Here is a 26,918-nt window from a genome sequence, read left to right as displayed (position 1 = left end):
TTAAAGAAGTGGTGTTTTTGTATGTAAGAAAGGTCCATACCAAACTTCTATAAAAAAGTAGGAAAGTTGTGAGAAAGCGAAAAACATGATAGGGTAAAAATATATGATGAATTAGTATCAGGTACTAATACCAAGTAACAAATCAACCGAGGTGTAGACAAATGAAAGAATCAAAAGCTCGAATAACCGCTATTGGCACTTATGTTCCAAGAAAAATTTTAACCAATCATAATCTAGAAAAAATGGTAGAAACAAATGATGAATGGATTACAAAAAGAACTGGGATAAAAGAGAGAAGGATTGCTGGTGATAATGAATACTCCTCCACTCTCGCTATCAAAGCTGTTGAAAATCTAATAGAAACTTATCCAGTTGAATTGCAAGATGTAGATTGTATCCTTGTCGCAACAACAACTCCTGACCATATCTTCCCTAGTGTAGCATGCCAAATTCAGAGCTATTTTCATATTCATAGTACAGGAGCCTTTGACTTAAACGCTACCTGTGCAGGATTTACCTATGGATTACATGTAGCAAACAGTCTTATCACGTCTGGAGCACATAAAAAAGTTTTAGTGGTAGCAACAGAAACTTTATCAAAGGTCACTGATTATACAGATCGATCCACTTGTATCCTTTTTGGGGATGGAGCTGGTGCACTTCTTGTAGAATATGATGAAGAAAATCCTAGCTTCATAGCCAGTTATATGGGTTCAGATGGAGCAGGCGGTGCACATGTATATCGAACAAACCTTGCTAGCACATTAGGTGATTCTGTATTACAGAAGACAGATAAAATAGTGCAAAACGGAAGAGAAGTATATAAATGGGCTGTTCGCACTATTCCAATCGGAATCCAAGAATTATTAGTTCAGACAAGATATACGATAGAAAATATCAATTGGTTTGTTCCTCACAGTGCCAATATGAGAATGATTGAAGCAATCTGTGAAAAATCCGAGTTTCCTATTGATAAAACACTTACTAGCATGAAGTATTATGGAAACACTTCATCTGCTTCTATTCCACTATCCCTAGCTTTAGGCATCGAAAAAGGAAAAGTAAAAAACGGAGATACAATGATCTTTTACGGCTTTGGAGGAGGGCTTACCCATTTAGGATTAATAATAAATTGGAACTTATCCTAGTCTATCTAAATCAAAAAACCCCTGTAATCAGGGGTTCTAGTATGATTAATAACGAAATTCCATTTCCTCACAAGCTTCAATGATTTTTTTATATAATTCTTCGGCTGTTTCCGCTGTTACCAACTCCCCATTTACTAAGGCATATGGGGACCTTGCACAAATCCCACAATTCCCTAGACAACCATACTCTAACACATCATAATCCAGATTGCTTTCTAGTTTGGCTTTTATTTGGAGAACATTCGAAGTTAAATTATTTACGCAAAACTCAATTAGTGGCCTCATGATCACTCACTTTCCCTAACCCTAATTTCTCCAATCGTTCACAGATTATTTTTAACTTAGGATTGCCTTCTGCGATTACCTCATCCTGTATCACAACAACAGGATACCATAAATCTTCCTCAAATACCCTTTTTGCAAATAGTTCTTGTTCTTTACCAATTGGTGCATGGATGTCGACATATTGAACATCTACTTCTTTTCCATATTTACGATCCAAAGCATGCGTCAACCAAGATGCGGTTTCTTTGGAAGAAGGAAAAGATACGCAGCTTGGACAAACTTGTTCTGCTCCATAAACGTATACTTTTATCATAGTAAATACCTTCTTTAAGCAAAAATAGCTCTGTCCAAATCATGGATCAAATCTTCCACATCTTCAATTCCGACAGAGATACGAATCAACCCATCTGTGATACCCAATTTTGCTCTTGTTTCTGCTGGAATAGAAGCATGTGTCATTTTAGCTGGGATAGAAATCAAACTTTCTACTGCTCCTAAACTTTCAGCAAGTGTAAAGTATTTCACTTTGGTCAATGCTTTTGCAGCTTTCTGGCCGTCACCTACATCAAATGATATCATGCCACCAAACCCACGTGCTTGCATTTTTGCAATAGCATGATTAGGATGGGACTCCAATCCAGGATAGTATACTTTATCTACTTTGGTAGTCAGCCAATCTGCAATTTTGTTAGCTCCAAATTCATGTTGTTTCATGCGTAAACCTAACGTCTTCATACCTCTCATTAAAAGCCATGAATCTTGCGGGCCTAAGACTCCACCAATTGCATTTTGATAGAAATGCAGTTGGTCACCTAGCTCAGCTTCCTTTGTTACGATCAATCCAGCGACAACATCACTATGTCCGCCTAAATATTTGGTAGCACTATGAACAACGATATCCGCACCTAAATCGAGGGGATTCTGCCAGTATGGTGTATAAAAAGTATTGTCGACAATAAAAAGAGCATTTTTCGACTTTGCTACCCTACTCAGGCTTGAGACATCGGATACTTTTAAGAGTGGATTAGTCGGAGTTTCGACAAAAAGAGCTTTCGTATTCGTTTGAAAAGCAGACTCCACTTCTGCGATATCACTGGTATTTACATAGGAAACAGTTATCCCAAATCGTTTAAACACTTTGTCCATGATTCGAAAAGTACCACCATAAACATCATCACTGCAAATAATATGGTCCCCTTGTTCAAATAAAGAAAGGATTGTACCTGTTGCAGACATACCTGAAGAAAATGCAAGTCCTCTTGCACCATTCTCTAAAGCCGCAATATAATCTTCTAGCGCTTGGCGTGTTGGGTTTCCAGTACGTGAATACTCATATCCTCGATGTTTACCTACTTCGTCTTGTTTGTAAGTAGAAACTTGATAGATCGGAACGCTTACTGCACCTGTTTGTTCATCTATTAAATGACTTCCATGAATTAATTTTGTATCGATTTTCATCTTTATTCTCCTCCTTGGAAAATTTTTTTACTGAGATATCTGTCACTGCCATCTGCAAATAGTACCACAATATTCGCATTAGATGGTGCAATTATTTCTTCTTTCACCGCTGCAAAACATGCGGCACCAGCAGAACTCCCTACCAGTAATCCCTCTTGCTCTGCTAGTTTATTCACCATTGCAAAAGAATCTACATCATCCACTGTGTAAATTTTATCAATAAGATCTCGTTCAAAAAAAGGTGGGAAAAATTCCATACCAATGCCTTCTGTTTTATGTGGTCCTGATGATCCTCCAGCAATGATCGAACCTTGTGGCTCAACAATGACATTTCGAATGCTAGGATTTTTTTCTTTCAAATAGCGAGCTACACCCATATATGTACCTGATGATCCTGCTCCAGCAACAAAAACATCTATTTTTCCACCGGTTTGTTCCCAAATTTCTGGACCTGTAGTCTCGTAATGTGCGATTGGATTTGCAGGGTTATCAAATTGTTGTGGAATATAAGCGTTTGGAATTTCTTCTGCCAGTTCCTTTGCTTTCGCAATTGCACCTTTGATTCCATCTTCTGTGGGTGTATTGACTACTTTTGCTCCTAATGCCCGCATCGTCTCTTGTTTTTCCATCGAAAATTTAGCAGGAACAACGCAAACCACCTGATATTGTGTGCCAATTGCTGCTAACGCCAATCCAATACCTGTATTGCCAGCTGTTGGCTCAATAATGGTACCACCAGATTTAAGCTTACCAGTACGTTCTCCTGCTCGAATTAGCGCGATACCAAGTCGGTCTTTTACACTTCCACCTGGATTAAAAAACTCCAATTTGGCAAGTATGTTTGCATTAGAAGAAAATGTTTTCAATCTCACTATCGGAGTATTTCCAATCAAATCGTGAATACCTTCATATATTTTGCTCATCACATTTTAACTCCCTTGGCAATATCCTAAAAACGTATACTTATTTTAACAGGAATAGGAATAAATTTGCTACATTGCTTTCTTCACAAAGAAGGCATACAATAGCAATGATGTGTACTTTAACAACAGAAAGGAGATCTCTTACTATGGAAGAACAAGTACAAGAAATTTTAGATAAATTGCGCCCTTACATTCAACGTGACGGTGGAGATGTAGAATTAGTAGAGATTGAAGAAGGTATCGTACGTGTTCGCTTGCTTGGTGCTTGTGGAAGCTGCCCTAGTTCCACCATTACCTTAAAAGCTGGAATCGAACGTGCTCTTATGGAAGAAATCCCAGAAGTACGGGAAGTAGAGCAAGTATTATAATATAAACAAGGAGGCAACCTATTTGGTTGCCTCTATTTGTTTTGGCGGTTGATAAGTAGCCCACTTCAAACTATAATCTGCACCAAAAGGATGATACAATACATTTTTTACATACGGTTTTTGAAGGCGTAAATCATTAACGTAAACCAATGGTTTAATAACCGCTTTGTCCACAATTAAATATTTTTCAGCCTGATGTAAATATTGATCACGTTTAGCTGGATTGGCTTCCAAAGATGCTTTTTCGATAAGTGTATCATATTGTTTGTCGGAGAAATTAGAGGTATTTTCCATTGCTTTAGAGGTGAAAATGTTTAGAAAAATACTTGGGTCGTGATATTCTGCGAACCATTCATTGATACTCAGATCATACTCCCCATTTGACTCTTTTTCTTCTTTCTTTTTCACATTATATTTCTCTATATTAACTAAAATTCCGACCTTTAAAAGTTGTTTTTTTATCTCATTAGCTATTGCTAGAGACCTTGAGTCATCATAGGTTAACAGCGATAAATTAAGAGATCCCGATATACCAAGATCTGTTAATCCTGCATGTAATAGTCTCTTAGATTCTGTAAGATTTGATTTTAGTTGAAGGTCAGTTTTAAATGCTTTCCTTTGATTTGTAATTAATACAGGAGGAACTAAACTACTTGCGGCACTAGATTCATCTGATAAATCGGTAACCATTTCTGTTGTATTTAGTGCTAACTGAATGGCTTGACGTAATTTAAAATTTTGAAGATTTTCCTTGCCTTGATTAAAAATTAGGTAAGTAGAGATGGCTTTTTGTTGTTTGAAATTCTCTCTTTGTTTCTTATTCGTTTTTGACATTGACGTTAATTCTGATTTGTAAAGACTGGATCTTTTATCTTCATCAACTTTAACATCAATCTTAATTTCTTTTAGTTTTACATTTCTACTATCCCAATAAACAGGATTTTTAATAAGTACAGCACTTCCAGGATTAAAACTTTTTAGTTGATAAGGTCCAGAATAACTCATTGATTCAGGTACAGGCGAAGTTGCATAATCTTCTCCATATTTCTCGACGCGTTCTTTTGGTAAAGGTAAAAACGGGGTGAGTGTTACCAAACTTAAAAAATTAGGATCCGGTCTATCCAGTTGAATCGTCAAACGTTTTTCATCGTCAGCAGTAATACCAATCTGCTCTGCACCAACTTTACCTAAAGAATACGCTTCTGCATTATGGATCGGATAAAATAAATAGGAAAAGGCATAGTCGTCCTCTGGAGAAAGTGCTCGTTGCCAAGCAAACTTAAAATCGCTTGCCGTAACGGCTTTCCCATCACTCCAAACGGCATTTTTGCGAATCGTAAATGTATAGGTTCGATAATCAGGACTAACCTGATAAGATTCAGCTAATCCTAGTACAGGAATGTTATTTGGCCCTAAACGCATTAAACCTTCTTGTACTTGATTTAAGATATTATATGTAATTTGTTGATTTGCTTTGGAACTGTCCAGTATAGGGATAGCAGTAGATTCTGTGATCGTTAAAACGGGAGGAACTTTTAAGTAATGTTTTACACAACAAACCTCATCTGCATTGTTTGTTTGGAAAAACTTAATATATATGTAGCCAATAGCAATTCCTAAAACCAAAACAAAGGTAAGAAGAATCCACCTTTTCCTAATATACAAACTTTGTGCCTCCTTTGTGAATTTTCATTTTTACAATTATTTTCATTATAGTCCAAACCTCCCCATAAAGAAAACTTTCTATGACAATCATTAAGTCTACAATCATAAACAAAAGAAGATAGGATAACTAAAAAAAGAGACCTTAAGGCCCCTTCCAATTGATCCAATCATTTGCTTCTATAATGATCAAAAACGTAATTAACCGTTCTCTTATAGGAGCTGCTTCTCTACCAAAATACTCTCTCACTCTCGATTCAATTTGACGTACATCGTGTGAACCATCGCACATTTGAAACACAAAACTACCTAATTTATCTAATCTTACTCGGTGATGTGTAGGTTGATTTAAAAAACGAATAGATAAGCGTTCTAAAAAATTTGTTCTAGGGATACAGACAAAAACTTGATCTGGACATGTTATCGATTGTTCCAATACAATGGTTTCTTTTCTCATTGGAAACATGTTCAATACATTTTTAGAGGCCATCTTTTTCACGCTGCTTTTTCATCGTTATTACAAGTAACAATGCAGCTATGCCAAGAAACAGGAAAAACGGAATAAGATTGCTTTCCATCATAACGGCAGCATCTGGATTAATAATACCTGGAACAATCAATAGAGCAATAAACACACTAATCAAAGCTTCTCCTGCTATAAGTCCTGAAGCAAAAAGTGTTCCTACACGCTCTCTTTTCTCCTGTTTATCTTTATTTGCAAATAACTCCGTAATCCAACGAACGATGCCACCAATCATGATCGGAGTGCTAACAGACAGGGGTAAGTAAAATCCAACCGCTACTGTTAATGAGTTTAATCCGAGAAACTCTATACATATCGCTAAAGCTGCTCCAATAAAAATAATATCCCAAGGCAAATCCCCAGACATCAATCCTTGTGCAATAATATTCATCAATGCTGCTTTTGGAGCAGGCAATGCATCTGACCCTAGTCCATAAGTTTTATCAAATAAAATAAGAATACTTCCGATAAAAAGTCCACTAGAAATAACGCCAATCATCATCGCTATTTGTTGTTTCCAAGGTGTTCCTCCAACGAGAAAACCCGTTTTTAAATCTTGGGAAATATCACCTGCTACTGCAAGCGCTACACATATAATGGAAACAACAATCAGTGAGGCAATAATGCCTGTTTGTCCAGAGAAACCCGCTGTTTTAAACAAAATGGTAACGATAAGCAAAGTAGCAATTGTCATACCAGACACCGGCATGGAAGTACTTCCTACTATTCCAACAATCCTCGATGCAACGGTCACAAAAAGAAAACCAAAAATAGCAATAGAAATCGCTCCAACTATTCCTACATTCGTGACAGGAGCAAAAGCAATAACAAACACCAATAAAACTATTCCGATTATTAAGAATTTACTAGGTATATCTCGATCCGTTCTTTCCCTTGTTCCCATATCTTTTTGATTACGTTTATTCAAACCTGAAAATGTATCTCTAAGTGAACGAATGAGAATAGGTAATGTTTTTAGTAAAGTGATAAATCCCCCAGTTGCCACTGCTCCAGCACCGATATATCGAATGTAATTGACATAAATATCATGTGCAGTGAGACTTCCAATAGGGCTTACAGCCGGAAAGATCGAGGCTGGATTACTAGATCCAAAAAAACCTATCATAGGTACAAAAACAATCGAAGATAATAAACCACCAGCTATCATTTGACCAGCTATTCTTGGTCCAATGATATAACCAACCCCTAATAAGGCAGGCATTGCATCCATGCTTAAGCTAGCATATTTGAATTTCCCAAGCCCTGTTGCTACTGTCGTTTTAAAAAGATGAATACCATCTCCTAATACTTTAAATAGACCACCAACAAGAAAACCAAATCCTATTAACTTTGCTTGACTGCCACCTTGTTCACCAGATTTAAGAACTTCTGCACAGGCGGTACCTTCCGGATAAGGTAAGATCTCATGTTCATTAACGATAAGCATACGACGAAGGGGAACCATCATAAGCACACCCAAAAATCCTCCAACCAAAACAATAAATATTATGGTTCCTTGTCCTGGTGCTGCATGGATAAAGAACAATGCAGGTATTGTAAAGATAGCACCAGCAGCAAGTGCTTCTCCTGCTGTCGTCATGGTCTGAACAATATTATTTTCTAAAATGGATTGTCTTCGAAATATACCACGCAGGATGGCCATCGAAATAACTGCCGCCGGAATAGAAGCACTTACGGTGAGTCCGGTCTTTAATCCTAAATAAGCATTAGCTGCTCCAAAAACAATGGCTAGAAAAAAACCTAAAATAACAGCTGTAATAGTTAGTTCTGGTAATGATTTGTTAGATGGAATGTAAGGAACGAAATTCTTTTTTTTGTTCATCTCCACACCTCTTATCTCTTGATCACTCTCTTATCGTAATACAAATCCGCCATCAAAACCATCTTTTTCCATGTTTTCATTGGATATCCTCCTGAAGGAAGGAAAAACTAAAAAAAACGGAAGGGGATGCAGTTATGTCTCCATTAGAACAAACGGTATACTTATGGTTAGAGGAGAGAGGTGTACGAATAACAGAAATTGCGGAATTAACCTTTTTTTTACAATCTGATTTTTATTCTGATGTTACAATGGAAGAATGTATCGAAAATGTACAAATGGTATTGACTAAACGAGAAGTCCAAAATGCTGTTTTAACTGGGATTCAATTAGATATACTCGCTGAAAAAGAGATTCTTCGTGAACCACTTTTACAAATGATTCGATCAGATGAAGGCTTGTATGGAATTGATGAAGTGATGTCATTAGCGATTTTAAATGTTTATGGAAGTATTGGTTTTACAAACTATGGTTACATTGATCGTTTAAAACCAGGAATTTTATGTCGCTTAAACAGCAAAAGCGACGGCAAAATACATACCTACTTAGATGATTTAGTTGCTGCCATAGCTGCTGCTGCTGCTTCACGACTTGCTCACACTCGATCCCATACAAGTTCTCTTATCGACTAGAAAAAACATCCGTTACGATGAATAACGGATGTTTTTTCTCATTTATAATAATGATAGACATTGTCCACTTTGGTTTGCTTGATTTCTCCATTTATTCTTAAAAACTCCAAATGAGCCAATGTCTCTGAAAATGCAAATCTCAAATTATGTATATCCAATGGACGATGAGCAAATAGCTTTTCACATATTTCAAAACCAGTTTGTATCTTACCATCTAGTAAAAAACTTTTTAATTTATCCAAACGCCGTTCATGGTGAGCCTTGATTTCCTCCACTCTTTTTTCTAATAAATGAAAAGCTTCCCCATGAGCTGGATAAACGACTTTGATATCCAACTGTTTAAGCTTATCTAATGTATCTAAAAAGGTCTGTAAAGGATTTGGATCACCGTCTGGTAACAATGGTATATTGGGAGTTACTGATGGCAAAATAACATCACCTGCAAAAAAGCTGCCATCATGATGAAAAAAACTAAGATGACCTTTGGAATGACCGGGAGTAGCTATCACTTCATATTTTTCTCCACTAATATCCAATTCCTCACCTGATTCTATCCACTTTATTACCTGTGGATGTGGTTCTATTACAGCACGAAACTCCTCCATATGGCGAGTAATTTGGGATGATCGATGCTCAGGAAATCCATATGGAATAAAAAAGGATGACACTTGCTTTGGATTTCCATTGTTACGATTCCAAAAAGATTGAATTTGATCAAACTCCGTTTTTGCCATATATATTGGCGCGCCTGACCATTCTTGAAGTTTACCTGCAAACCCATAATGATCAGGATGATAATGGGTAACAACGATTCTTTCCACTTGGTTCCAACTCCAGCCCTGCTCGAAAAAAAATTGTTTCCATGTATCACTTGTTTGTTTGGTATGCAAACCTGTATCAATGATCGTAAGCTTGCTATCGCCTTTGACTACATAACATGTCACTTGTTTGAGAGAATAGGGAAGCGGCTGAGAAAGCGGGTAAATGAGCTGTTTTGACTCAGACATATATATTTCCATTTGCTTTTTCTCTACTTAGAAAAGCATCTATATGTTCCAAAAACTGTTGAAAGACCACTACATCTCCTAGGTGTTCTTCTAAGGATCTATCATCGACTTGATCATAATATCGTACCAATTGTTCACGTAATTTCACAAAGGTCTTCAATTTATTTGCTAGAATAGCAGAAATCACTTGTTCATCTTCTAAAATATCTATAATATCAGAATATCCACCTGGATCACGCATAATAAATCCATCTATAATTGTATTTCCGATATCAATAACACATTCCACTCCGATGTGAAACGATCGCATCAATGCAAACCTTTCGATTTCATTTGTTGGTCTGTCTATCTCTTGGATGACTTGTAAACAGGTAGATAAGTAAGTACTTTGGCTATCAATGCGTGTCAAATTAAGCTCGTACAAAAAAATTACCTCCAATTTTCGAAAGGGGTTTTGTTACCTTTGGTTATGAAAAAATATCGTATTATCGTTCCTATTGTTGTTGTTTTACTCATGATTGGATTTTATATGCTCGGCAGTTCTAACAGTCAAAATGGAAGCGGAAATCAAGATCACTCTTCCACTTCTGAATCAAATACGTACGAATCATCTCCTTCTTCCTTTCAATCCCATAATTCAAAAGAAATTTCCGGACAAATGGATCAATCATCGACTACTTCGCAAATGCCTAACACCAGCAAAGTAGCAGGCAAAGAACAGCAAATGGTATATCAAGCTGATCTCCACATGCAGGTTACCAAACTTCCAGAAGCACAGAAAGAATTAGATGAGGTTGCGAAACAACACAAGGCATCCATGGTGAGTAGTTCAGATTCCCAAAATCTAGATGAAAGGGTTATTCGTATCACCTATAACGTCCCTCAGACTCAATTTCAAACCTTTATAGACCACAGTAAAAAGATATCAGAAAACACACCAGAGATACAAATTCAAGGTGAAGATGTAAGCGAAGAACTAGTGGACTTAACCGCTAGAATCAAAGCAAAAAGAGCGATGGAAACACGTTTAATAGTGATGATGAATAAAGCTACCACAACAAATGATCTTCTAGCTATTGAACAAACTCTCGGTAACGTTCAAACAGAACTAGAGCAACTAACTGGCAGACAACAGTATTTGCAGCATCGTGTTGCATTTTCGACCGTAACAATAGAAATCAGCTCTTCGACTTATCAGCCTTTGCAAACCAAATACTCTTTTATCAATCAGCTCTCTCAAGGATTCCTTCAATCATGTAAAAATTTGTGGACAGGACTCCAACTTTTTGTCATTTGGCTAGCAAAAGCACTTCCTTTTTTGATTTTAATTGTTGTTGTTGCAATTCCTGCCATTCTTTATTTCAAAAAACGTCAAAAGAAGTAGAACGCATAACCTCCCTATTTTTGGTTACAGTATGATTGTATACCTTGAAAGGAGCAATCTACATGCAAATTTCTTCAAAAGATCTTTCGTACTTGAGCGATGAAATGTCGTGGGAATTGATTGCATTTAAAAAATGTCATCATTTTGCAGAAGAGGTGCAAGATCCTCAAATCAAAGCAGCGATCGATAGAATAGGTGCAATGCACCAACAACATTATCAAGAACTGTTGCAATTCTTGCAATCCTCTACAGGACAAATGCAATCCAATTCTTATATGCAGTAAGGAGATCACAAAATATGCAAAACCAACAAATGGGACAACAAACAACATCAGGATCCACTCAAATGCAAGGACCAGAAATGACGGATCGTGATTATGTAAATGATATTTTGTCCACTGAAAAATACTTAACGAATAGTTATAATACAGCTGTAAATGAGGCAAGTATAGACGCACTTTATCAACTTCAGATAAAACATTTAAATGCTAGCCACCAAGCAGCAAGAGATCTATTTACACTCATGCAACAAAAAGGCTGGTACCAAATAGAACCAGCTGAAAGTCAAAAAATCACTCAAAAAACTACACAATTCGCCGGATATACTAGTCAATTTCCATATTAAATAGATAAAAGCGATTATAAATTATAATCGCTTTCTTTTTTTGCAGATCGAAAAAAATACATCTTATCTTATTTTTATACGAAAAATGCAGTCTTTTATCTTCATAGTAATCCTCACGGTCCAAGTTTTCTTTCGATTATTATGGCTTCCTTTGTCAGCTCGTGACTTCCTTTGTCAACGAGCAGGAGAGATAGATATCATGGTAGAAAAAGGTAATAACATCTTTTTATGGGAGGTAATCTATCGTGGATCAACAAGAATTGTTCTCCATTTCGACTCGGGAAGCTTCAGATCGATTAAAAGTAAATGCGAGATGTATTCGTAAGTGGATCGACATGTATGGAGAGTACGTAGGATATGACGTTACCGAAAAGGGTCATTACCTTCTATCGGAGGAGAGTATCGAACGGTTAAAAGAGATCCAAGCGCAATTACAAAGTCCTAACAAATCCATGCGAAAATTGCGTGAAGAAATGATAGAAGAGGGAAAACTATCTCAACCTAGTGAAACATATTATACCCAACAAACTTTTGATGAAATGATTAGTTCTATGCATCAAATGGGGCATATGATGGAAGAATTATTTACACGGATGGAAAGAATGGAAGAGCATCTATATGGCATTTATGATTCTTTTGAAGATATGGAGCAAAAAATGGGTGTCGTAGCACAAGATGCTGTATCCTCTGGAGAAGTTCATAAAATGTTTGATGAGATACGCAAAAAACAAGACCAGTTAAAAATCGAACTACGAAATGTTCACTTTACTCAACGGTTAACATCTGCTACATCTGAACAAGGTTTATTACCCCGTCGACAGAAAAAAAATCGTTTTTTGTTCTTTTTCTAGTATACTAAAGATCATACATACATCTTAGATAGGAGCGAATAAAAATGGAAGAATTTGAGTTTTTGTACGATGATACAGAAGAAACGAAAACTCGTTTCGTTAGTTTCGTCGGGAAAGAAAATCGATATGACCTCGTTATTATGATGTCAGGTCGTTTCTATGGTAAACACCTTATTATGCATCTTCAATCCAATAACTTTGCGATCATTGGCCGTGATGATTTAGAAGAAGAAGGTTACTTAGAAGAAGCATACTCCCTCTCAGAGGCAGAAGCTGAGGAGTTGCATTCTTTCTTACATACCATCGTCTAAATTGGGCACCTTATGAAGGAGGTGACCCAAAGATGGATAAGAAAAAGAAAGAGTATGAGGAATTAGATACTGTCATCGCTTACCACTCTGAAATGGCTTTGGAAGAATTTCCTGAAGGACCCTATGGAGCAGCACATAACGAAGAAAAGTTAGGTAAAAACTCTCCATGGCTTCCCGGACAACATACGTCAGCCTTTACTTATGAAAACCGTAAATTTCATGAAGGCATCGAACGTCAAATGCCAGGCAGTCATCCCACACATGACGAAGTAGAAAGCTAGCCCACGGTTAGCTTTTTTGGTATGACGTGCTATCCATTTATAGTAATCCCTCTCAAACTCTTTGCCACCATTTGCTAAGGCTTGCTGGCTGGCAAATCTCGTTTTATATTTTTTTCAATATGAAATAAGCACAACCATAATTACAATATTCGGAAAGATATTCTTCAAAAAAACTAAACTTCGTTTCGCTTTCAGCCAATTCATGTGTATCTTCATAAAAACCTTTTAATCGAAGTTGACCATATCCCCAATCCCCAACTATATAGTCGTATTTTTCCAATAAATCTACATACCTTTTTCGAAAGGCGTTTTGTTTCCAACCTTTTCGATAGCTCTTGATTAATTTATATTGATTGTCCTCCACTTGAAAGATATCCACCATTATCCCTCCTTAAACAGAAATGGAACTAGCTCCGATAGAAGCTAGTCCTATATTAATCTTTCACTTATAGTTAGGTTGCTACGACTTGTCCTTTACCATTATAAAATATTTTCACTAGTATTTATAGTCTTGCTTCTGCTGATTTTACTTGTTCATGTGCATGATAAGAACTCCGAACCAAAGGACCTGACTCTACATGGGAGAAACCTAGGTTTAATCCAACCTCTTTCCATGAGGCAAATTCATCTGGTGTATAATACTTTTCAATCTTCATATGCTTTTTCGTTGGCTGTAAATATTGACCGATTGTTACGATGTTGACATTATGAGACTGTAAATCTTGCATAGCTTCCACTACTTCATCATATGTTTCACCGACTCCAACCATAATGCTTGATTTAGTAGGAATTTGCGGTTGCATCTCTTTTGCTCTTTTTAACAATTCCAATGAACGTGGATACTTTGCTTTTGAACGTACCCGGTCAGAGCGCCTTCTTACTGTTTCGATATTGTGATTGAGTATATCAGGCTTCGCTTCCATCACTACTTGTAATGCTTCCCAATTACCTTGGAAATCAGGAATGAGAACCTCGACGGTTGTCAATGGATTCCGTTTTCGAATAGCTTCGATGGTGGCTGCAAAAATTGCTGCTCCTCCATCTTGCAAATCATCACGAGCAACAGAAGTTACTACGGCATGTCGAACTCCCATTTGTTCTACCGCTTCCGCAACGCGATCTGGTTCTTGCCAATCAAGTTCTGTTGGCATTCCAGTCTTTACTGCGCAAAAACGACAAGCTCGTGTGCAGATATCTCCTAAAATCATAAAAGTTGCTGTTCGATTAGCCCAGCACTCATATATATTGGGACAACGAGCTTCTTCACAAACGGTATGTAAAGTTTTGCTTCGCATCATCTTTTTTAGTTCTTGGAAGTTCTCACCTGTACTTAGTTTTACTTTTAACCATTCTGGCTTACGCTCTGTCATCATATCACTCCCCACACCTATAAACATCTATCCTATCTTACCACATTGTTACCTAGAAAATTAGGAAGATACCTGTCCTCTACTACGATAGACCAAATACAGAAAATAAGGAACTCCAACTAAAGCAGTAAATACCCCAGCAGGAATTTCTCTTGGTGATAATAAGGTATGTCCGATTAAGTCAGCCCCCACTACCATGACACCCCCTATAAGTGCCGCAACAGGTATAATCAATCGATAATTATTTCCTACAAACCTTCGAGCAAGATGCGGTCCAATAAGTCCAATAAATGTAATTCCTCCAACAAAAGCAACTGCAACTCCTGTCAAAGCTGTACACAGTAATAACAATATAAATCGATCTCGTTTTACTTTGATCCCAAGCCCAATAGCCGTATTTTCTCCTAATTCATGAATCGTTAAGTTTCGCCCATAAAAATATACAATGGGCAGTAATACAATGAGCCAAGGTAAAATAACGATTACTTCTTTCCAAGTGGTACCGTAAATACTACCTGTCAGCCATGTTTTCGCTTGAATAGCACGAAATAATGGGCCGATCAGTACAATCAAATTGACAAGGGCATTCATCAGAATATAGAAGCCTATACCTACCAGTACAAGTCGGAGAGAGGAGACGCCTTTTTTCCATGCTACAAAGTAAATGCATATGGCAACTGTTGTTGCACCTAAAAATGCAAATAATGGCAAATAACTCAAACTAATCGATAAGGAATCCTTTTGAGTACTAAATAACATAATAATGGAAACAGCAGCAACAGATGCCCCGCCGCTAATTCCCATCATTTCCGGAGTTGCCATCGGATTTCTGGTAATTGCTTGAAGAATGCAACCGGCAACTGCTAACGATATACCTGCTAAAGCTGCAAGTAATATACGTGGTAATCGTAATTGAAAAATAATCAAAGAATCAAACGAATTCCCTAATCCTAAAAAAGATTTTACAACTTGAATGGGAGGAATATAAACTTCTCCGACTCCTATACTTACTACCATGAGGCAAAAGAGAATCGAAGCCAGCCAAATCCATGTATATTTTTTCATATTTTTTGCCCCCATGATCTTCTAACCAAAAATAGAAAAATTGGAGCACCTAAAACTGCTGTCATTACCCCGACAGGGATTACTTGATGTATCATGATTGCTCTTCCTAACATATCCGCACATAATAATAAAATGGCTCCTAAGAGGGCACTAAATGGAATAACCAGACGATGATCTTGACCTACCCATATTTTTGCTAAATGGGGGACGAGTAGTCCTACAAATAAAATCGGGCCAGCAATAGCAACAGATCCTCCAGCAAGGAGTACAACCGAAACCCCAGCAAGTAATTTATAAACCGTAACAGATAAACCTAAGCTTTTGGAAACTTCTTCCCCTAAGGCGAGTAGGTTGAGGGAACGAGCTAAAAAAAGCGCTAGTACTAAACCTACTAAAATATAAGGTAAAACAGGGATAATATCTGTCAGTTTACGTCCTTCTACAGATCCAGTTAACCAATATAACATTTGTTCCAAACTTTGCTCATTCAACACAAGAAAACCTTGAGTTAACGAAGAAAACAATGCAGCAATACTTGTTCCAGCCAATGTAAGTTGCAAAGGAGTTTGAGCTCTTCCAATCGCAAAAATCAGCATGAACGTTAATCCCGATCCTATAAAACTAATCCAAATCAATTGATTAAGTGCCAAGCCCGAAAATAACGTCACTGCTATCACCATAAAAAAACTAGCCCCACCATTAATGCCTAGTGTGGTTTCTGAAGCTAGTGGATTTCGAAAGAGTACTTGGGTAATAGCACCTGCTGTCGCAAGGCTTGCACCTACTAGTATCGCAATCAAAGTACGAGGCAATCGATCCGTTAGAACGATTATTTGATCTACAGTAGCATGATAATTCGTAAAACTCTCCACTACTGTTTGCACTGGTATATCCCGGGTACCAACTATTAAACTCAATGCCATGAGAAATAGTAGTAAAATCAAACCACTAATAAAACGAAATATTTTCCCCATCTATCTCAACCTTTTAAAATGTACTTATCCTTTATCAGTTTAAAAAAAGGATTCATCTTGGTCAATGATTTTCATTCTCAATAAGCACAAACCCGTCACAAAAAGCGCTAATTTTTCCTAAACCTAAGCAATTATATAAATAATTCCTTTCACCAATGAAATAATTATCTTTCATAAATCTGTTGACGTTTAGATGAATTTTGGATACATTTGTTATGAGAATGATTATCACTATTAAGAAGGGAATCACCCACCTCATGCGTAAATTGTTATCTTCTATTCTTGTTTTCTCTATCCTTATCTTTGCAATAGCAGGATGTACTCCAGAAAAGTCCCCCGAACCTGCTAGTACTATTTCTATCAAGCATGCAATGGGAACCACCAATGTTCCAACTGCACCAAAGCGAATTGTTGTCCTAACAAGCGAAGGCACAGAAGCATTATTAGCACTTGGCATAAAACCAGTTGGTGCTGTTCAGCCTTACAACGGGAATCCGTGGTATGATCACACCAAAGACAAGCTGCAAGGTGTCAAACTATTAGGAGATGAGAGTGCTCCAAACCTGGAAGCAATCGCCAGTTTAAAACCGGATTTAATTATCGGTAATAAAATGAGACAAGAAAAAGTGTATGCTCAGCTCTCTGCTATCGCACCTACTGTCTTCTCTGAAGAATTGCGTGGAGACTGGAGCCAAAACTTTCAACTATATGCAAAAGCAATAAACAAAGAAGCAGAAGGAAAAAACGTATTAGATGCTTATAACAAACACGTAGAACAAACCAAACAAGCACTTGGAGATTTAGTCAATAAGAAAGTATCTGTAGTACGTTTTATGCCCGGCCAAACTCGTATTTATCAGTTAGATAGTTTTACAGGTGTCATCTTTAAACAGCTCGGCTTCCAAAGACCTGCTAATCAAAATAAAAATGAATTTGCTATCCAAGTGGCTCGAGAACAAATACCAGAGATGGATGCTGACATCTTGTTCTATTTCACTTACGACAAACCTACTGATAAAGGTGGAAGCAAATTAGAACAAGAATTTACCAATGACCCATTATGGAAAGCACTAAACGTAGTACAACAAAAGCATGCATTTAAAGTAGATGATGTGGTATGGAATACAGCAGGTGGTATCTTGGCTGCAAATACAATGTTGGATCAACTGACAGATATGATTAAAAACATGAAATAAGAGATTAGACTAAAAAGCGTTGGAAAATTCCAGCGCTTTTTATTTTTTCACAGACTAGCTTCTAAATCATGCATACGAATTGTTTTTTTTACCAAACTAATAAAGAAAACTTGCTGATTGGCAAGCCTTTAAGGCGCAGACAGAGGCTTAGTTGCACTTATGTAGTTAAGATAAAATTTATACTTTCTTATCTGCCAGCGAAAGGAGTTGGATAATGCGTTATTTATTTCTTTTTATCTTTCTTAATTTGTTTCTAACACCCCAAGTAGCATCTGCTGAAGGAACAAAACCTGAGCTTCAACAACTTTTCGAATCAATGGAAACGCTAACAGGAGTACCTTGGGAGTATCTAGCTGCTTTTGATCAATATGAATCCAATATCCATAAAGAAAAACAAAAAAATAGATTGACTCATATTCAAGTTCCTTCTTACCTGTGGGCAGGAGTAAGTAATCCGTCTCCAGATGATGCTTCGCTCGTGTCCATTCATTATTTTGGCGGGATGGGATTAGATGGAGATGGTGATGGTCGTGCGAGTGCTTCTAGTGATCGAGATGTACTCTATACGCTATCGCGTTACCTTATATCACAAGGCCCTACTGTCTCTCATATACGGGAAAGAATTTGGCACTATTATCATCAACCCATGGCTGTTGATGTAATCACTCATCTGGCAAAAATCTATGAGAAATTTAACACCATCCAACTGGAGGGAAATGCTTTTCCAATTCCAAAAGGCTATATCTATACTTATCGAAGTACATGGGGAGATCGTCGTGGTTGGGGAGGACTTCGAATTCACGAAGGAACCGATATTTTCGCCCACTACGGAACACCTGTAAAAAGTACTTGCTACGGATATGTTGAATTAAAAGGTTGGAATCGATATGGTGGCTGGCGATTGGGAATTCGAGATGTGAACAACCGCTATCATTATTTTGGTCATTTGAATGGATTTGAAAAAGAGATAAAAAAAGGGGATATTGTTCGACCTGGACAAGTAATCGGTTATGTAGGTTCTTCGGGATATGGTCCACCAGGAACTTCGGGAAAGTTCCCTCCTCATTTGCATTATGGGATTTACAAATTTAATGGAAAGAAAACGTACTCCTATGATCCTTATCCTCTTTTGAAACAATGGGAACGAGCGAATAGGAAGAATAATTGAATTATTAAACAATTTAATTTATAATAGAAAAAAGTCGACCACAAAGAGAAGGCGACCAGTCGAAAGAGGAATTATGGGAACCAACGAGAATTCCGAGTCCAGCTCCACCGGATCGGGCAACAGCTCGTTCACCACGAGTACCGGCACGACGCACACCTACGACGAGAACGGTGAGCTGACGTCGTCGGTCACCTCGGACGGCAGGGACATCACCGCTCAGATCAAGAGCGAGTGATGTCTGGGGCCATCCACGAGCAGAAGCTCGCGGACGGCCCCGCTAATTTAAAGACATTTCTATTAAAAAAATACCCACCTTTAAATACAAAAGTGAGCTATTGATTAATTAAATTACCTTTTTCCTTATTGTTTTTTATACAACAAAGAGTGCTTTCTTCCATAAGCAAAATACACAATTACCCCTAACAAAATCCAAATCCCAAAGAAGATCCAAGTTGTCCCGCCAAGTAACAACATCAAATATCCACAACTTACGACAGCCAATATGGGAACCAATGGCACAAATGGCGTCTTGAATTTACGTGGTAAATCTGGCTCTGTTTTGCGAAGCACCAATACTGCAATGGCAACGGTAACAAAAGCTGCCAATGTACCCATATTTACTAGTGTTGCTATCTTCGTTAAAGGAACTAACCCTCCAATTAAACCAGCCACAATCCCGCAAACCCATGTGACTCTTGTAGGAACCTGTCTTTTTTCGTTCATTTTTGCCAATGATCTAGGGAATAATCCATCCCTTGAAATAGAAAGGATGACTCTAGTCAGTCCATAAAGCATAACTAGTATTACCGTCATCATACCTAATACGGTACCGATCGTAACCAAAATAATCAACCAATTTAGATTTATCGCTTCTAAGGCAAATGCGACAGGACGATCCTCATGTCCAATAAAACTTTCCGATGGTACCAAACCTGTAATAACCAAAGTAATAAGAATATACAGAACAGTACAAATTAATAAGGAGTATATGATTCCTCTTGGTAAATCTTTAGCAGGATTTTTGGTTTCTTCTGCAGCAGTACTCACTGCATCAAATCCAAGAAAAGCAAAGAATACAAGGGCAGCGGCACTAAATACATTACCCCAACCGTGTGGAATAAATGGTTTCCAGTTAGCCGGTTCCATATAAAATACACCGACACCTATAATGAGTGCAATTACGAGCACTTTAATAACTACCATCACATTGTTTAAACGCTTCGATTCTTTTACACCAAGAGAGAGTAACAAAGTAATGACCATAACAATAAAAAATGCAGGTAGATTAAAAAACGTATTGACCCCGTCTACTGCTCCAGGTGCTCCAGTCAAGGCTGTAGGAATGTGAACTCCTACACTTTCTAAAAACGCTTGTGCATATCCTGACCATCCGGCAGCTACAGCGCTTACAGCGAGCAAATACTCTGAAATTAGATCCCAGCCGATAAGAAATGCAAAGAACTCACCAAGTGTTGCATATGCATACGTATAAGCTGAACCGGAAACAGGTACAGTAGACGCAAATTCAGCATACGTAAGTGCAGCGAATAGGCATGCCAATCCAGCGATGATAAATGATATGATTACACCAGGTCCAGCCATAATAGCACCCGTGCCAGATAGAACAAAAATTCCTGTTCCGACAACTGCACCAACACCAAGTAAGGTTAAATCCCATGCTCCTAGATCTCTTTTCAATCCTGAATTAGATTGCGAAGCAATCAATGCCCGTATGTCTTTCTTTTGAAATAAACTCATCCTCATCCCCCAGTCATAATTTACAGAATATATAAACGATTCCTTGTTAAAGGTATTGTTATTATATCGAAAGATCAATACCAATTGGAAGTCTTATGTAAAATAAACTAAAATAATGAAATTTTAATGAATTCTTAATGAAATTATAAAACAAATAAAAAAGTCGCCCTCAAAAAAAGGAGAACGACCTTATATCAAACGATTCTATCGACCAAGAGCTTCTAAAATTTCATCCGGTTTTAGCCCTTGGATTTTTTTATCTCCAATAACGGTAACAGGAACTCCAAGAAATCCCATCGCTTTCACTTCTGCTATTCGTTCATCGTTATGTCCACAATCACGTAATTCATAGGTGATATCATAGTCATCTAGAAATTGTTTCAATATGTTGCATTCGATACAATGTGGTTTGGTATATACGATTACTTCCATAGCAAGTCCCCCCAATCTCCTATATAATAAAATCATAGTTTTCATCAACTATCATATAGGAGATTACAACCATATGCATCTTAATTTGCGGTCTTTTCTAAAACAGCTTCGCCGAGAAGGCGAATTACATACCATTGACGCTTCCGTAGATCCTTATCTTGAGCTTGCGGAAATTCACCGCAGGGTTATCGATCAAGGTGGTCCTGCACTGCTATTTACTAATGTAAAAGGCAGTGCATTCCCAGTGGTCACCAATTTATTCGGGACAAGTAGGCGTGTAGAATTAGCTTTTGGTCCACGACCAGAAGAATTAATGAAAGAAGCTGTCCAACTCGTCCATCGATTGATGCCTCCCACTCTAGGTGCCCTGTGGGGTGAAAAGAAATGGCTAAAAGAATTGATGAAAGTAGGATTCCGTTCTATTTCTCCAAATCAGGCACCTGTCTTGGAAGTGTCTCAGCCAAAAATAGATTTACAACAATTACCTGTTTTGACTTCTTGGCAAGAAGATGGTGGGCCATTTGTTACCCTGCCATTGGTATACACACAAAGCCCAAATACAAAGCAACACAACTTAGGAATGTATCGCATGCAAGTGTTTGATACCGCTTCTACTGGAATGCATTGGCAGATCCATAAAGGCGGCGGTTTTCATTATCATGAAGCAGAACAGATGAATCAATCTCTTCCTGTTCATGTCTTTTTAGGAGGACCTCCTGCTTTAATCGCTTCTGCGATTGCACCTGTCCCAGAATTTTTGCCAGAGCTATTGTTGACTTCTCTTATCATGGGAAGCAAGCTTCCAGTTGTCAAAGACGAAACAACAGGATACCATATTGTGGCAGAAGCCGAATTTTTACTAAAAGGCTCAGTTGCATCACACGAGCGAAAAATGGAAGGCCCATTTGGAGATCATTATGGTTACTATTCTTTGGCGCATCCATTCCCCATTTTCCAAGTGGATCAGGTTTTTCATCGCAGAGATGCAATCTACCCAGCTACCATTGTAGGAAAACCAAGACAGGAAGACTATTTCTTAGGAGAATTTTTACAAAAATTACTCTCCCCTGCCTTCCCAATGGTAATGTCTGGTGTAAAAGAACTCTGGACATATGCAGAAACTGGATTTCATCCATTAGCTGCTGCGCGTGTTCGTGAAAGTTACAAACGAGAAACGCTTGCACATGCTTTCCGGATTTTAGGAGAAGGACAGTTAACCCTTACCAAATTTTTGATGCTGACTGATCAATTTGTACCATTAGAAGATTTCCCAGCATTATTTACTGCCATCTTAGAACGATTTGATCCTTCCAGTGATTTGATCATCTTAGGGAATACTTCTATGGATACATTGGACTATACAGGTAGAAGATTAAATCACGGAAGCAAAGCCATTCTTTTAGGTGTAGGAGAGAAGAGAAGAGAACTACCCAGGGGATATCAAGGTTCAGCTCTACCCGGTATTGAACACATCGTTTCTTATGTTCCAGGTGTTCTGGTACTGGAATCCAAAGATAGTTTTGCACTTCATCCAAACTTAGCAGAGGAATTACTGGAACATTATCGAGATGAACTAAAAGATTGGCCATTTGTCTTCCTAGTGGATGATCGTAAAGCAGTAGAAGATCAAACGTCTTTCTTATGGACGATCTTTACCCGATTTGACCCTGCTTTTGATATTTATGCCCATACCACTTTTAAACATCATAGTCCAAACTATCAATTACCTATCATCGTAGATGCAAGAATGAAACCAGATTATCCCGCAGAACTAGAGGTCGATCCAAGTATCAAAAATTTAGTCGACTCCAAATGGAAAGAGTATCAACTAAAATAAAAAATGCTCCCAACAGGAGCACTTTTTATTTTACAGGTGGCACGGGCATCTGTTTAACAGTGCCTTGATCATTATAAAAATAATAATTTGGAACTTTCCCCACTACCAATGCCTGCGCAATAGGGTAATCCACTTCAACAGGTAATAACTCCTCTGTAAAGGGAATAATCAAGTCCATTTCCGTATGAATTTTCAAAACCATGGTAACCATGACCATGTTAATACCTTTCGACTCTAATTTCGGAACAATATTAACTTTAACCGTACCTTTTGGCCACAGCTGCACATATAGCGGTGGACCATAGTTAGCAAATATTGTACTATCTAAAGCTTGACCCAAACTTATATCGATCGGTCTATCTTTTAAATGTTTTAATGAGTCTTGAATTTTTTCTGTAGTATGCTGATAAATCTTGGCTTGAACTTGTTGATTCATCTGTATAAAAGAAATATTACCTTGATTGTCTTTTTGGATACTCATGACTTGATTTATTTGATTGCCTAACTTTACTTGTTCTCCAATTCCATCTACAATAGCTTCCTGTGCTAATCGTTTTGCCTCTGTCTTTGCTATTTGTACCAAAATAGGGTGAACGTTGCGGTCTATTAACCATACCACGATTAATAAAACAAGAAATATAAAAGACCCACCGACAATTATTTTTTGTTTCCTTCTCATCTTGGATCGAAACATGTTGTTGCTATCCACCCCTATCAAATTTTATTACATTCTCCTTTGTATAACGTTTTTCATTAAAAAATTGACATACCTATTAAATAGAGAAAGGAATTGACACAGACCAAAAGAAAGCAGAAACTAGTATAGGAGTTTTGGTATATATCCTTTTCCACAGCTTATTCATAAATGAACAATAGTATGGCACGTAGGGGGATAAAAATGAAACAGTACTTACATTTATTGCAACATATATTGGAAAATGGAGACAAAAGAGAAGACCGAACAGGGACAGGGACAATCAGTGTTTTTGGCCATCAAATGCGCTTTGACTTAGCCAATGGTTTTCCTCTCATCACAACCAAAAAAGTACATCTTCGCTCTATCATCTATGAACTTCTCTGGTTTTTACGAGGAGAAACCAATATCAAATATCTACTTGATAATAAAGTAACGATTTGGAATGAATGGGCAGATGAAAATGGCGAACTTGGTCCAGTTTACGGAAAACAGTGGCGTTCTTTTCCTCGCCCAGATGGAAAGACAGTGGATCAAATCAGTTGGGTAATCGAAGAAATAAAAAAGAACCCCAATTCGAGAAGACTCATCGTGAGTGCTTGGAATCCAGGGCAAATTGATGAAATGGCACTGCCTCCTTGTCATTTGTTATTCCAGTTTTATGTCGCCAATGGAAAGCTTTCTTGTCAGCTATATCAACGCAGTGCGGATACTTTTTTGGGTGTTCCTTTTAATATCGCTAGTTATGTATTGCTCACTCACATGATAGCTCAAGTTACCGATTTAGAAGTCGGCGACTTTGTTCATACTATCGGAGATGCTCATATTTATCTCAATCACATGGAACAAGTAGAAGAACAGCTCACTCGTCTTCCTTATGCACTTCCTCAACTAAAGTTAAATCCGAATGTAAAATCGATTTTTGATTTCCGATTCGAAGACATTTCAATTGAAAATTACGAATCTCATCCTCATATCAAGGGAGAAGTATCTGTATGATTTCCATTGTGGTTGCGTATGACCAAAATCAAGTGATCGGTTATCAAAATCAATTACCATGGCATCTCCCTAATGATCTTAAACATTTTAAAGAAGTAACAACCGGCAATACGATCGTCATGGGTAGATCTACCTTCGACTCTATCGGAAAAGCCCTTCCTAATCGAAAAAATATTGTATTAACACGATCTACTTCTTTCCATGCAGATCAAGTAGAGACAATACATCATATAAAAGATGTCTTAACACGGGAGAATGCCATGATTATTGGCGGAGCATCGGTATATGAACAACTTTTTCCTTATGCCGATGAGTTGTATATAACAGAAATTCACCATTCCTTTCATGGAGATACCTTCTTCCCTACTTGGAATAAATCAAATTTTGAGCTCTTATCACAAAAAAAAGGGGGAGTAGATGAAAAAAATATCTACCCCCACACCTTTTATCATTATCAAAAAAAATCTTAGCGGTTCCAACTCGGGAGAAAGCGTCGTTTTTCTCCCATTTCCTCTTCATAGCTTGTAACATCTTTCAACGCATACTCTTCCATCGGGATACGTATCAAAACCATAGTCAATGTATTAATAAATGTTACAATTGCTGCTGTTAAATATGCCCCGAAGATGATCGGAAAAACAAGCAGCTCAATGGCCACCACTACATAATTAGGATGACGTATAAATTTGTATGGCCCTATTACTTTTGGTTTGTGTCCAGGTACCACCCAAATTCTCGTGTTCCAATACATGCCTAAAGACCGTATACACCAATATCTCAACCCTTGTGTACCTACAAACAGTAAAAAAGGGGCCCATGCCCACGAAGGTGGAGTTGCTCGCAAAAACAAAGTCTCCGCCCATATACCTACAAAAAACAAGATATGAATAAATAGAAGTAACTTATAATGCTCTTGACCTACTTCATAACCACCTTGGCTAGCCATCCATTTTCCATTTCTTTTCGAAATCGCTAATTCGCCAAGCCGCTGCACCGCTACAATCCACCAAAGCAGTATCATCCATGATGTCATCTATCTCCCTCATTCCAATCCAATAATAGTAACTCTGAACTAAATCCTGGACCTAATGCGGTCATCAAACCGTACCCTTTAGTAGGTGATAATTGTAATACTTGTTGCAACACAAATAGCACCGTCACAGATGACATATTGCCAAATTGTTTTAATACCTCATAGGAAAAAGAAAATTTCTCTTTTGATATTTGCAACGCAGATTCATATGCTTCTAATACTTTAAGTCCTCCTGGGTGAGAAACCATAAAAGCAAGATCATTTACTGTCATTTGGAAACCTGCTAAAAAACGATCCACTACAGGTTTTACTTGTTGTTGTACAATCGTAGGAATATCCCGAGAAAAAATTACTTTTAGACCATCCTCTACGACACCCCAACCCATAACATCTAACGAATCAGACCAGATCGCACTACAACTCCCTGTCACTTTAGGAACATGCTTCGTTGTTTCAATTTCGTCTCCTACCACCAATACAGCCGCTGCACCATCCGCGAATAAAGAAGTTGCAACAAAATTACTTTTCGAGCTGTCTTGAGGACGAAAAGTTAAGCTGCACAGCTCCACCGCTACAAACAAGACACGAGAATCTGGGAAACCTTTGGTGTATTCGTAAGCTCTAGCAAGACCAGCTACACCACCAGCACATCCAAGTCCCCATATAGGAGTTCGTTTGATGTTTGCCGACAAACCTAGTTGATTGATGAGATATGCATCTATACTTGGCGTTGCTATTCCGGTTGATGATACAAAAATAATATGATCGATATCTTTTGGATGAGTATTAGCTTGGTCTAAACTCTGTCGAATAGCATCTTCTGCTAACTGACATGCCATCTTGATATATAATTCGTTTCTTTCAGGAAAAGTATGCTCACTTCGAAACCATTCTTGTGGACAACTAATATATCGTCTCTGAATTGCAGTATTTTCGAATATCGTCATTAATCGTTCTATTTGAGGAAAAATACCAGAAAATAACTCTCCAGCAAATGCTTTTGCGTCCGTTTGGGACAAACTATACGGTGGTACTGCTGTTCCCACTGCAACAATTTTGGACAATACCATAAACCCCTTTAGCATTTTTTCCTA

33 protein-coding genes are annotated in these 26,918 nt (G+C 37.7%); 15 read left to right on the top strand and 18 right to left on the bottom strand.

The genetic code is table 11. From position 1 onward, the window contains the following. Window positions 1–161 precede the first annotated feature (161 nt). Window positions 162–1,148 carry a ketoacyl-ACP synthase III gene (locus tag A3GQ_RS0109415; RefSeq protein ID WP_028776836.1) on the top strand — a complete coding sequence of 329 codons (987 nt, stop codon included), beginning with the start codon at window positions 162–164 and terminating at the stop codon, window positions 1,146–1,148. Between the two features lie 45 nt (window positions 1,149–1,193). On the opposite strand, the gene A3GQ_RS0109410 is transcribed toward A3GQ_RS0109415, so the two are convergent. Genes A3GQ_RS0109410 through A3GQ_RS0109395 form a run of 4 tightly spaced genes read right to left on the bottom strand, consistent with a single transcriptional unit; the run spans window position 1,194 to window position 3,814 of the window. Further along, a complete protein-coding gene (locus tag A3GQ_RS0109410; protein ID WP_028776835.1) occupies window positions 1,194–1,433 on the bottom strand; it encodes a YuzB family protein in 240 nt (79 codons plus the stop codon). Then, window positions 1,417–1,746: a DUF1462 family protein gene (locus A3GQ_RS23935; RefSeq protein WP_037464503.1), complete on the bottom strand. Its 330-nt coding sequence runs from the start codon at window positions 1,744–1,746 to the stop codon at window positions 1,417–1,419. Before A3GQ_RS23935 ends, A3GQ_RS0109410 begins: the two co-directional genes overlap by 17 nt. A gap of 14 nt (window positions 1,747–1,760) precedes the next feature. Then, window positions 1,761–2,891: a bifunctional cystathionine gamma-lyase/homocysteine desulfhydrase gene (locus A3GQ_RS0109400; RefSeq protein WP_028776834.1), complete on the bottom strand. Its 1,131-nt coding sequence runs from the start codon at window positions 2,889–2,891 to the stop codon at window positions 1,761–1,763. Window positions 2,892–2,893: 2 nt separating this feature from the next. Further along, window positions 2,894–3,814, bottom strand: a complete 921-nt coding sequence (locus A3GQ_RS0109395) for a PLP-dependent cysteine synthase family protein (protein WP_028776833.1) — start codon at window positions 3,812–3,814, stop codon at window positions 2,894–2,896. Window positions 3,815–3,960: 146 nt separating this feature from the next. Here A3GQ_RS0109395 and A3GQ_RS0109390 point away from each other — a divergent pair, with 146 nt between their 5' ends. Continuing rightward, entirely contained in the window at window positions 3,961–4,182 is a 222-nt protein-coding gene (locus tag A3GQ_RS0109390; RefSeq protein WP_028776832.1) for a NifU family protein, read from the top strand. An 18-nt stretch (window positions 4,183–4,200) separates the two neighbouring features. On the opposite strand, the gene A3GQ_RS0109385 is transcribed toward A3GQ_RS0109390, so the two are convergent. From A3GQ_RS0109385 to A3GQ_RS0109375, 3 genes are all read right to left on the bottom strand, one after another. Next, window positions 4,201–5,847: a peptide ABC transporter substrate-binding protein gene (locus A3GQ_RS0109385; RefSeq protein ID WP_028776831.1), complete on the bottom strand. Its 1,647-nt coding sequence runs from the start codon at window positions 5,845–5,847 to the stop codon at window positions 4,201–4,203. A 142-nt stretch (window positions 5,848–5,989) separates the two neighbouring features. Then, complete coding sequence (locus A3GQ_RS0109380) at window positions 5,990–6,310, bottom strand: PqqD family protein (RefSeq protein WP_169818275.1); 321 nt, start codon at window positions 6,308–6,310, stop codon at window positions 5,990–5,992. A 13-nt stretch (window positions 6,311–6,323) separates the two neighbouring features. Beyond that, the gene (locus tag A3GQ_RS0109375) at window positions 6,324–8,210 is read right to left on the bottom strand and encodes an OPT family oligopeptide transporter (RefSeq protein ID WP_037464496.1); all 1,887 of its coding nucleotides are present in this window, start codon (window positions 8,208–8,210) and stop codon (window positions 6,324–6,326) included. Between the two features lie 134 nt (window positions 8,211–8,344). Here A3GQ_RS0109375 and A3GQ_RS0109370 point away from each other — a divergent pair, with 134 nt between their 5' ends. Further along, a complete protein-coding gene (locus A3GQ_RS0109370) occupies window positions 8,345–8,839 on the top strand; it encodes a phosphatidylglycerophosphatase A family protein (protein WP_028776828.1) in 495 nt (164 codons plus the stop codon). 38 nt (window positions 8,840–8,877) lie between these two features. Here A3GQ_RS0109370 and A3GQ_RS0109365 read toward each other — a convergent pair whose 3' ends face one another. Together A3GQ_RS0109365 and A3GQ_RS23930 are read right to left on the bottom strand one after the other, a co-directional pair. Beyond that, window positions 8,878–9,846, bottom strand: coding sequence for an MBL fold metallo-hydrolase (locus A3GQ_RS0109365; protein WP_169818274.1), 969 nt, complete (start codon window positions 9,844–9,846; stop codon window positions 8,878–8,880). After that, entirely contained in the window at window positions 9,839–10,270 is a 432-nt protein-coding gene (locus A3GQ_RS23930; RefSeq protein WP_051271499.1) for a DUF86 domain-containing protein, read from the bottom strand. The genes A3GQ_RS0109365 and A3GQ_RS23930 overlap by 8 nt, the downstream gene beginning before the upstream one ends. Window positions 10,271–10,315: 45 nt before the next feature. Here A3GQ_RS23930 and A3GQ_RS0109355 point away from each other — a divergent pair, with 45 nt between their 5' ends. The 6 genes from A3GQ_RS0109355 (at window position 10,316) to A3GQ_RS0109330 (ending at window position 13,298) form a co-directional block, all read left to right on the top strand. Further along, window positions 10,316–11,230, top strand: coding sequence for a DUF4349 domain-containing protein (locus A3GQ_RS0109355; protein WP_245596768.1), 915 nt, complete (start codon window positions 10,316–10,318; stop codon window positions 11,228–11,230). 62 nt (window positions 11,231–11,292) lie between these two features. Further along, window positions 11,293–11,514: a ferritin family protein gene (locus tag A3GQ_RS23925; RefSeq protein WP_037464493.1), complete on the top strand. Its 222-nt coding sequence runs from the start codon at window positions 11,293–11,295 to the stop codon at window positions 11,512–11,514. Between the two features lie 14 nt (window positions 11,515–11,528). Next, entirely contained in the window at window positions 11,529–11,855 is a 327-nt protein-coding gene (locus tag A3GQ_RS0109345) for a spore coat protein (protein ID WP_028776825.1), read from the top strand. A gap of 245 nt (window positions 11,856–12,100) precedes the next feature. After that, window positions 12,101–12,706, top strand: a complete 606-nt coding sequence (locus A3GQ_RS0109340) for a MerR family transcriptional regulator (RefSeq protein WP_028776824.1) — start codon at window positions 12,101–12,103, stop codon at window positions 12,704–12,706. A 44-nt stretch (window positions 12,707–12,750) separates the two neighbouring features. Then, window positions 12,751–13,017: a DUF3055 domain-containing protein gene (locus tag A3GQ_RS0109335; protein WP_028776823.1), complete on the top strand. Its 267-nt coding sequence runs from the start codon at window positions 12,751–12,753 to the stop codon at window positions 13,015–13,017. A gap of 32 nt (window positions 13,018–13,049) precedes the next feature. After that, complete coding sequence (locus A3GQ_RS0109330; RefSeq protein ID WP_028776822.1) at window positions 13,050–13,298, top strand: hypothetical protein; 249 nt, start codon at window positions 13,050–13,052, stop codon at window positions 13,296–13,298. A gap of 103 nt (window positions 13,299–13,401) precedes the next feature. Here the strand turns inward: A3GQ_RS0109330 and A3GQ_RS0109325 are convergent, their stop codons facing one another. The 4 genes from A3GQ_RS0109325 to A3GQ_RS0109310 all read right to left on the bottom strand — a co-directional run bounded on the left by A3GQ_RS0109325 (window position 13,402) and on the right by A3GQ_RS0109310 (window position 16,707). Further along, complete coding sequence (locus tag A3GQ_RS0109325) at window positions 13,402–13,680, bottom strand: YutD family protein (protein ID WP_028776821.1); 279 nt, start codon at window positions 13,678–13,680, stop codon at window positions 13,402–13,404. A 121-nt stretch (window positions 13,681–13,801) separates the two neighbouring features. Then, complete coding sequence (gene lipA, locus A3GQ_RS0109320) at window positions 13,802–14,668, bottom strand: lipoyl synthase (protein WP_425423369.1); 867 nt, start codon at window positions 14,666–14,668, stop codon at window positions 13,802–13,804. 60 nt (window positions 14,669–14,728) lie between these two features. Further along, window positions 14,729–15,733, bottom strand: a complete 1,005-nt coding sequence (locus A3GQ_RS23920) for a FecCD family ABC transporter permease (RefSeq protein ID WP_051271496.1) — start codon at window positions 15,731–15,733, stop codon at window positions 14,729–14,731. Beyond that, window positions 15,730–16,707: a FecCD family ABC transporter permease gene (locus A3GQ_RS0109310; RefSeq protein ID WP_028776819.1), complete on the bottom strand. Its 978-nt coding sequence runs from the start codon at window positions 16,705–16,707 to the stop codon at window positions 15,730–15,732. Before A3GQ_RS0109310 ends, A3GQ_RS23920 begins: the two co-directional genes overlap by 4 nt. A gap of 221 nt (window positions 16,708–16,928) precedes the next feature. Between A3GQ_RS0109310 and A3GQ_RS0109300 the strand changes: the two genes are divergently transcribed. From A3GQ_RS0109300 to A3GQ_RS26880, 3 genes are all read left to right on the top strand, one after another. Further along, entirely contained in the window at window positions 16,929–17,903 is a 975-nt protein-coding gene (locus A3GQ_RS0109300; protein WP_425423371.1) for an ABC transporter substrate-binding protein, read from the top strand. A 214-nt stretch (window positions 17,904–18,117) separates the two neighbouring features. Then, window positions 18,118–19,071, top strand: a complete 954-nt coding sequence (locus tag A3GQ_RS0109295) for a M23 family metallopeptidase (protein WP_028776816.1) — start codon at window positions 18,118–18,120, stop codon at window positions 19,069–19,071. Between the two features lie 73 nt (window positions 19,072–19,144). Beyond that, complete coding sequence (locus tag A3GQ_RS26880) at window positions 19,145–19,306, top strand: hypothetical protein (protein ID WP_156877634.1); 162 nt, start codon at window positions 19,145–19,147, stop codon at window positions 19,304–19,306. Between the two features lie 125 nt (window positions 19,307–19,431). Here the strand turns inward: A3GQ_RS26880 and bcaP are convergent, their stop codons facing one another. Both bcaP and A3GQ_RS0109285 read right to left on the bottom strand, forming a co-directional pair. Then, window positions 19,432–20,835, bottom strand: coding sequence for a branched-chain amino acid transporter BcaP (gene bcaP / locus A3GQ_RS0109290; RefSeq protein ID WP_028776815.1), 1,404 nt, complete (start codon window positions 20,833–20,835; stop codon window positions 19,432–19,434). Window positions 20,836–21,033: 198 nt separating this feature from the next. Beyond that, on the bottom strand, window positions 21,034–21,261 hold the full coding sequence (locus A3GQ_RS0109285; RefSeq protein WP_028776814.1) for a glutaredoxin family protein: 228 nt from the start codon (window positions 21,259–21,261) through the stop codon (window positions 21,034–21,036). A 73-nt stretch (window positions 21,262–21,334) separates the two neighbouring features. Here A3GQ_RS0109285 and A3GQ_RS0109280 point away from each other — a divergent pair, with 73 nt between their 5' ends. Then, entirely contained in the window at window positions 21,335–23,098 is a 1,764-nt protein-coding gene (locus A3GQ_RS0109280; RefSeq protein WP_028776813.1) for a UbiD family decarboxylase, read from the top strand. Window positions 23,099–23,123: 25 nt separating this feature from the next. Here the strand turns inward: A3GQ_RS0109280 and yunB are convergent, their stop codons facing one another. Next, a complete protein-coding gene (gene yunB, locus A3GQ_RS0109275; RefSeq protein WP_028776812.1) occupies window positions 23,124–23,792 on the bottom strand; it encodes a sporulation protein YunB in 669 nt (222 codons plus the stop codon). A 204-nt stretch (window positions 23,793–23,996) separates the two neighbouring features. Here yunB and A3GQ_RS0109270 point away from each other — a divergent pair, with 204 nt between their 5' ends. Both A3GQ_RS0109270 and A3GQ_RS0109265 read left to right on the top strand, forming a co-directional pair. Continuing rightward, entirely contained in the window at window positions 23,997–24,791 is a 795-nt protein-coding gene (locus tag A3GQ_RS0109270; RefSeq protein ID WP_028776811.1) for a thymidylate synthase, read from the top strand. Continuing rightward, window positions 24,788–25,261, top strand: coding sequence for a dihydrofolate reductase (locus A3GQ_RS0109265; protein ID WP_028776810.1), 474 nt, complete (start codon window positions 24,788–24,790; stop codon window positions 25,259–25,261). Before A3GQ_RS0109270 ends, A3GQ_RS0109265 begins: the two co-directional genes overlap by 4 nt. Here A3GQ_RS0109265 and A3GQ_RS0109260 read toward each other — a convergent pair. Then, entirely contained in the window at window positions 25,258–25,824 is a 567-nt protein-coding gene (locus A3GQ_RS0109260) for an isoprenylcysteine carboxyl methyltransferase family protein (RefSeq protein WP_028776809.1), read from the bottom strand. The two genes, A3GQ_RS0109265 and A3GQ_RS0109260, sit on opposite strands and share 4 nt — an antisense overlap. Next, the gene (locus A3GQ_RS0109255; protein WP_037464489.1) at window positions 25,821–26,894 is read right to left on the bottom strand and encodes a type III polyketide synthase; all 1,074 of its coding nucleotides are present in this window, start codon (window positions 26,892–26,894) and stop codon (window positions 25,821–25,823) included. The genes A3GQ_RS0109260 and A3GQ_RS0109255 overlap by 4 nt, the downstream gene beginning before the upstream one ends. Between the last annotated feature and the right edge of the window lie 24 nt (window positions 26,895–26,918).

The organism is Shimazuella kribbensis DSM 45090, assembly GCF_000428065.1.
GTDB classification, from domain to species: domain Bacteria; phylum Bacillota; class Bacilli; order Thermoactinomycetales; family Thermoactinomycetaceae; genus Shimazuella; species Shimazuella kribbensis.
The sequence above is the reverse complement of the archived record's forward strand: the minus strand, read 5'-3'. Positions and strand labels throughout refer to the sequence as shown.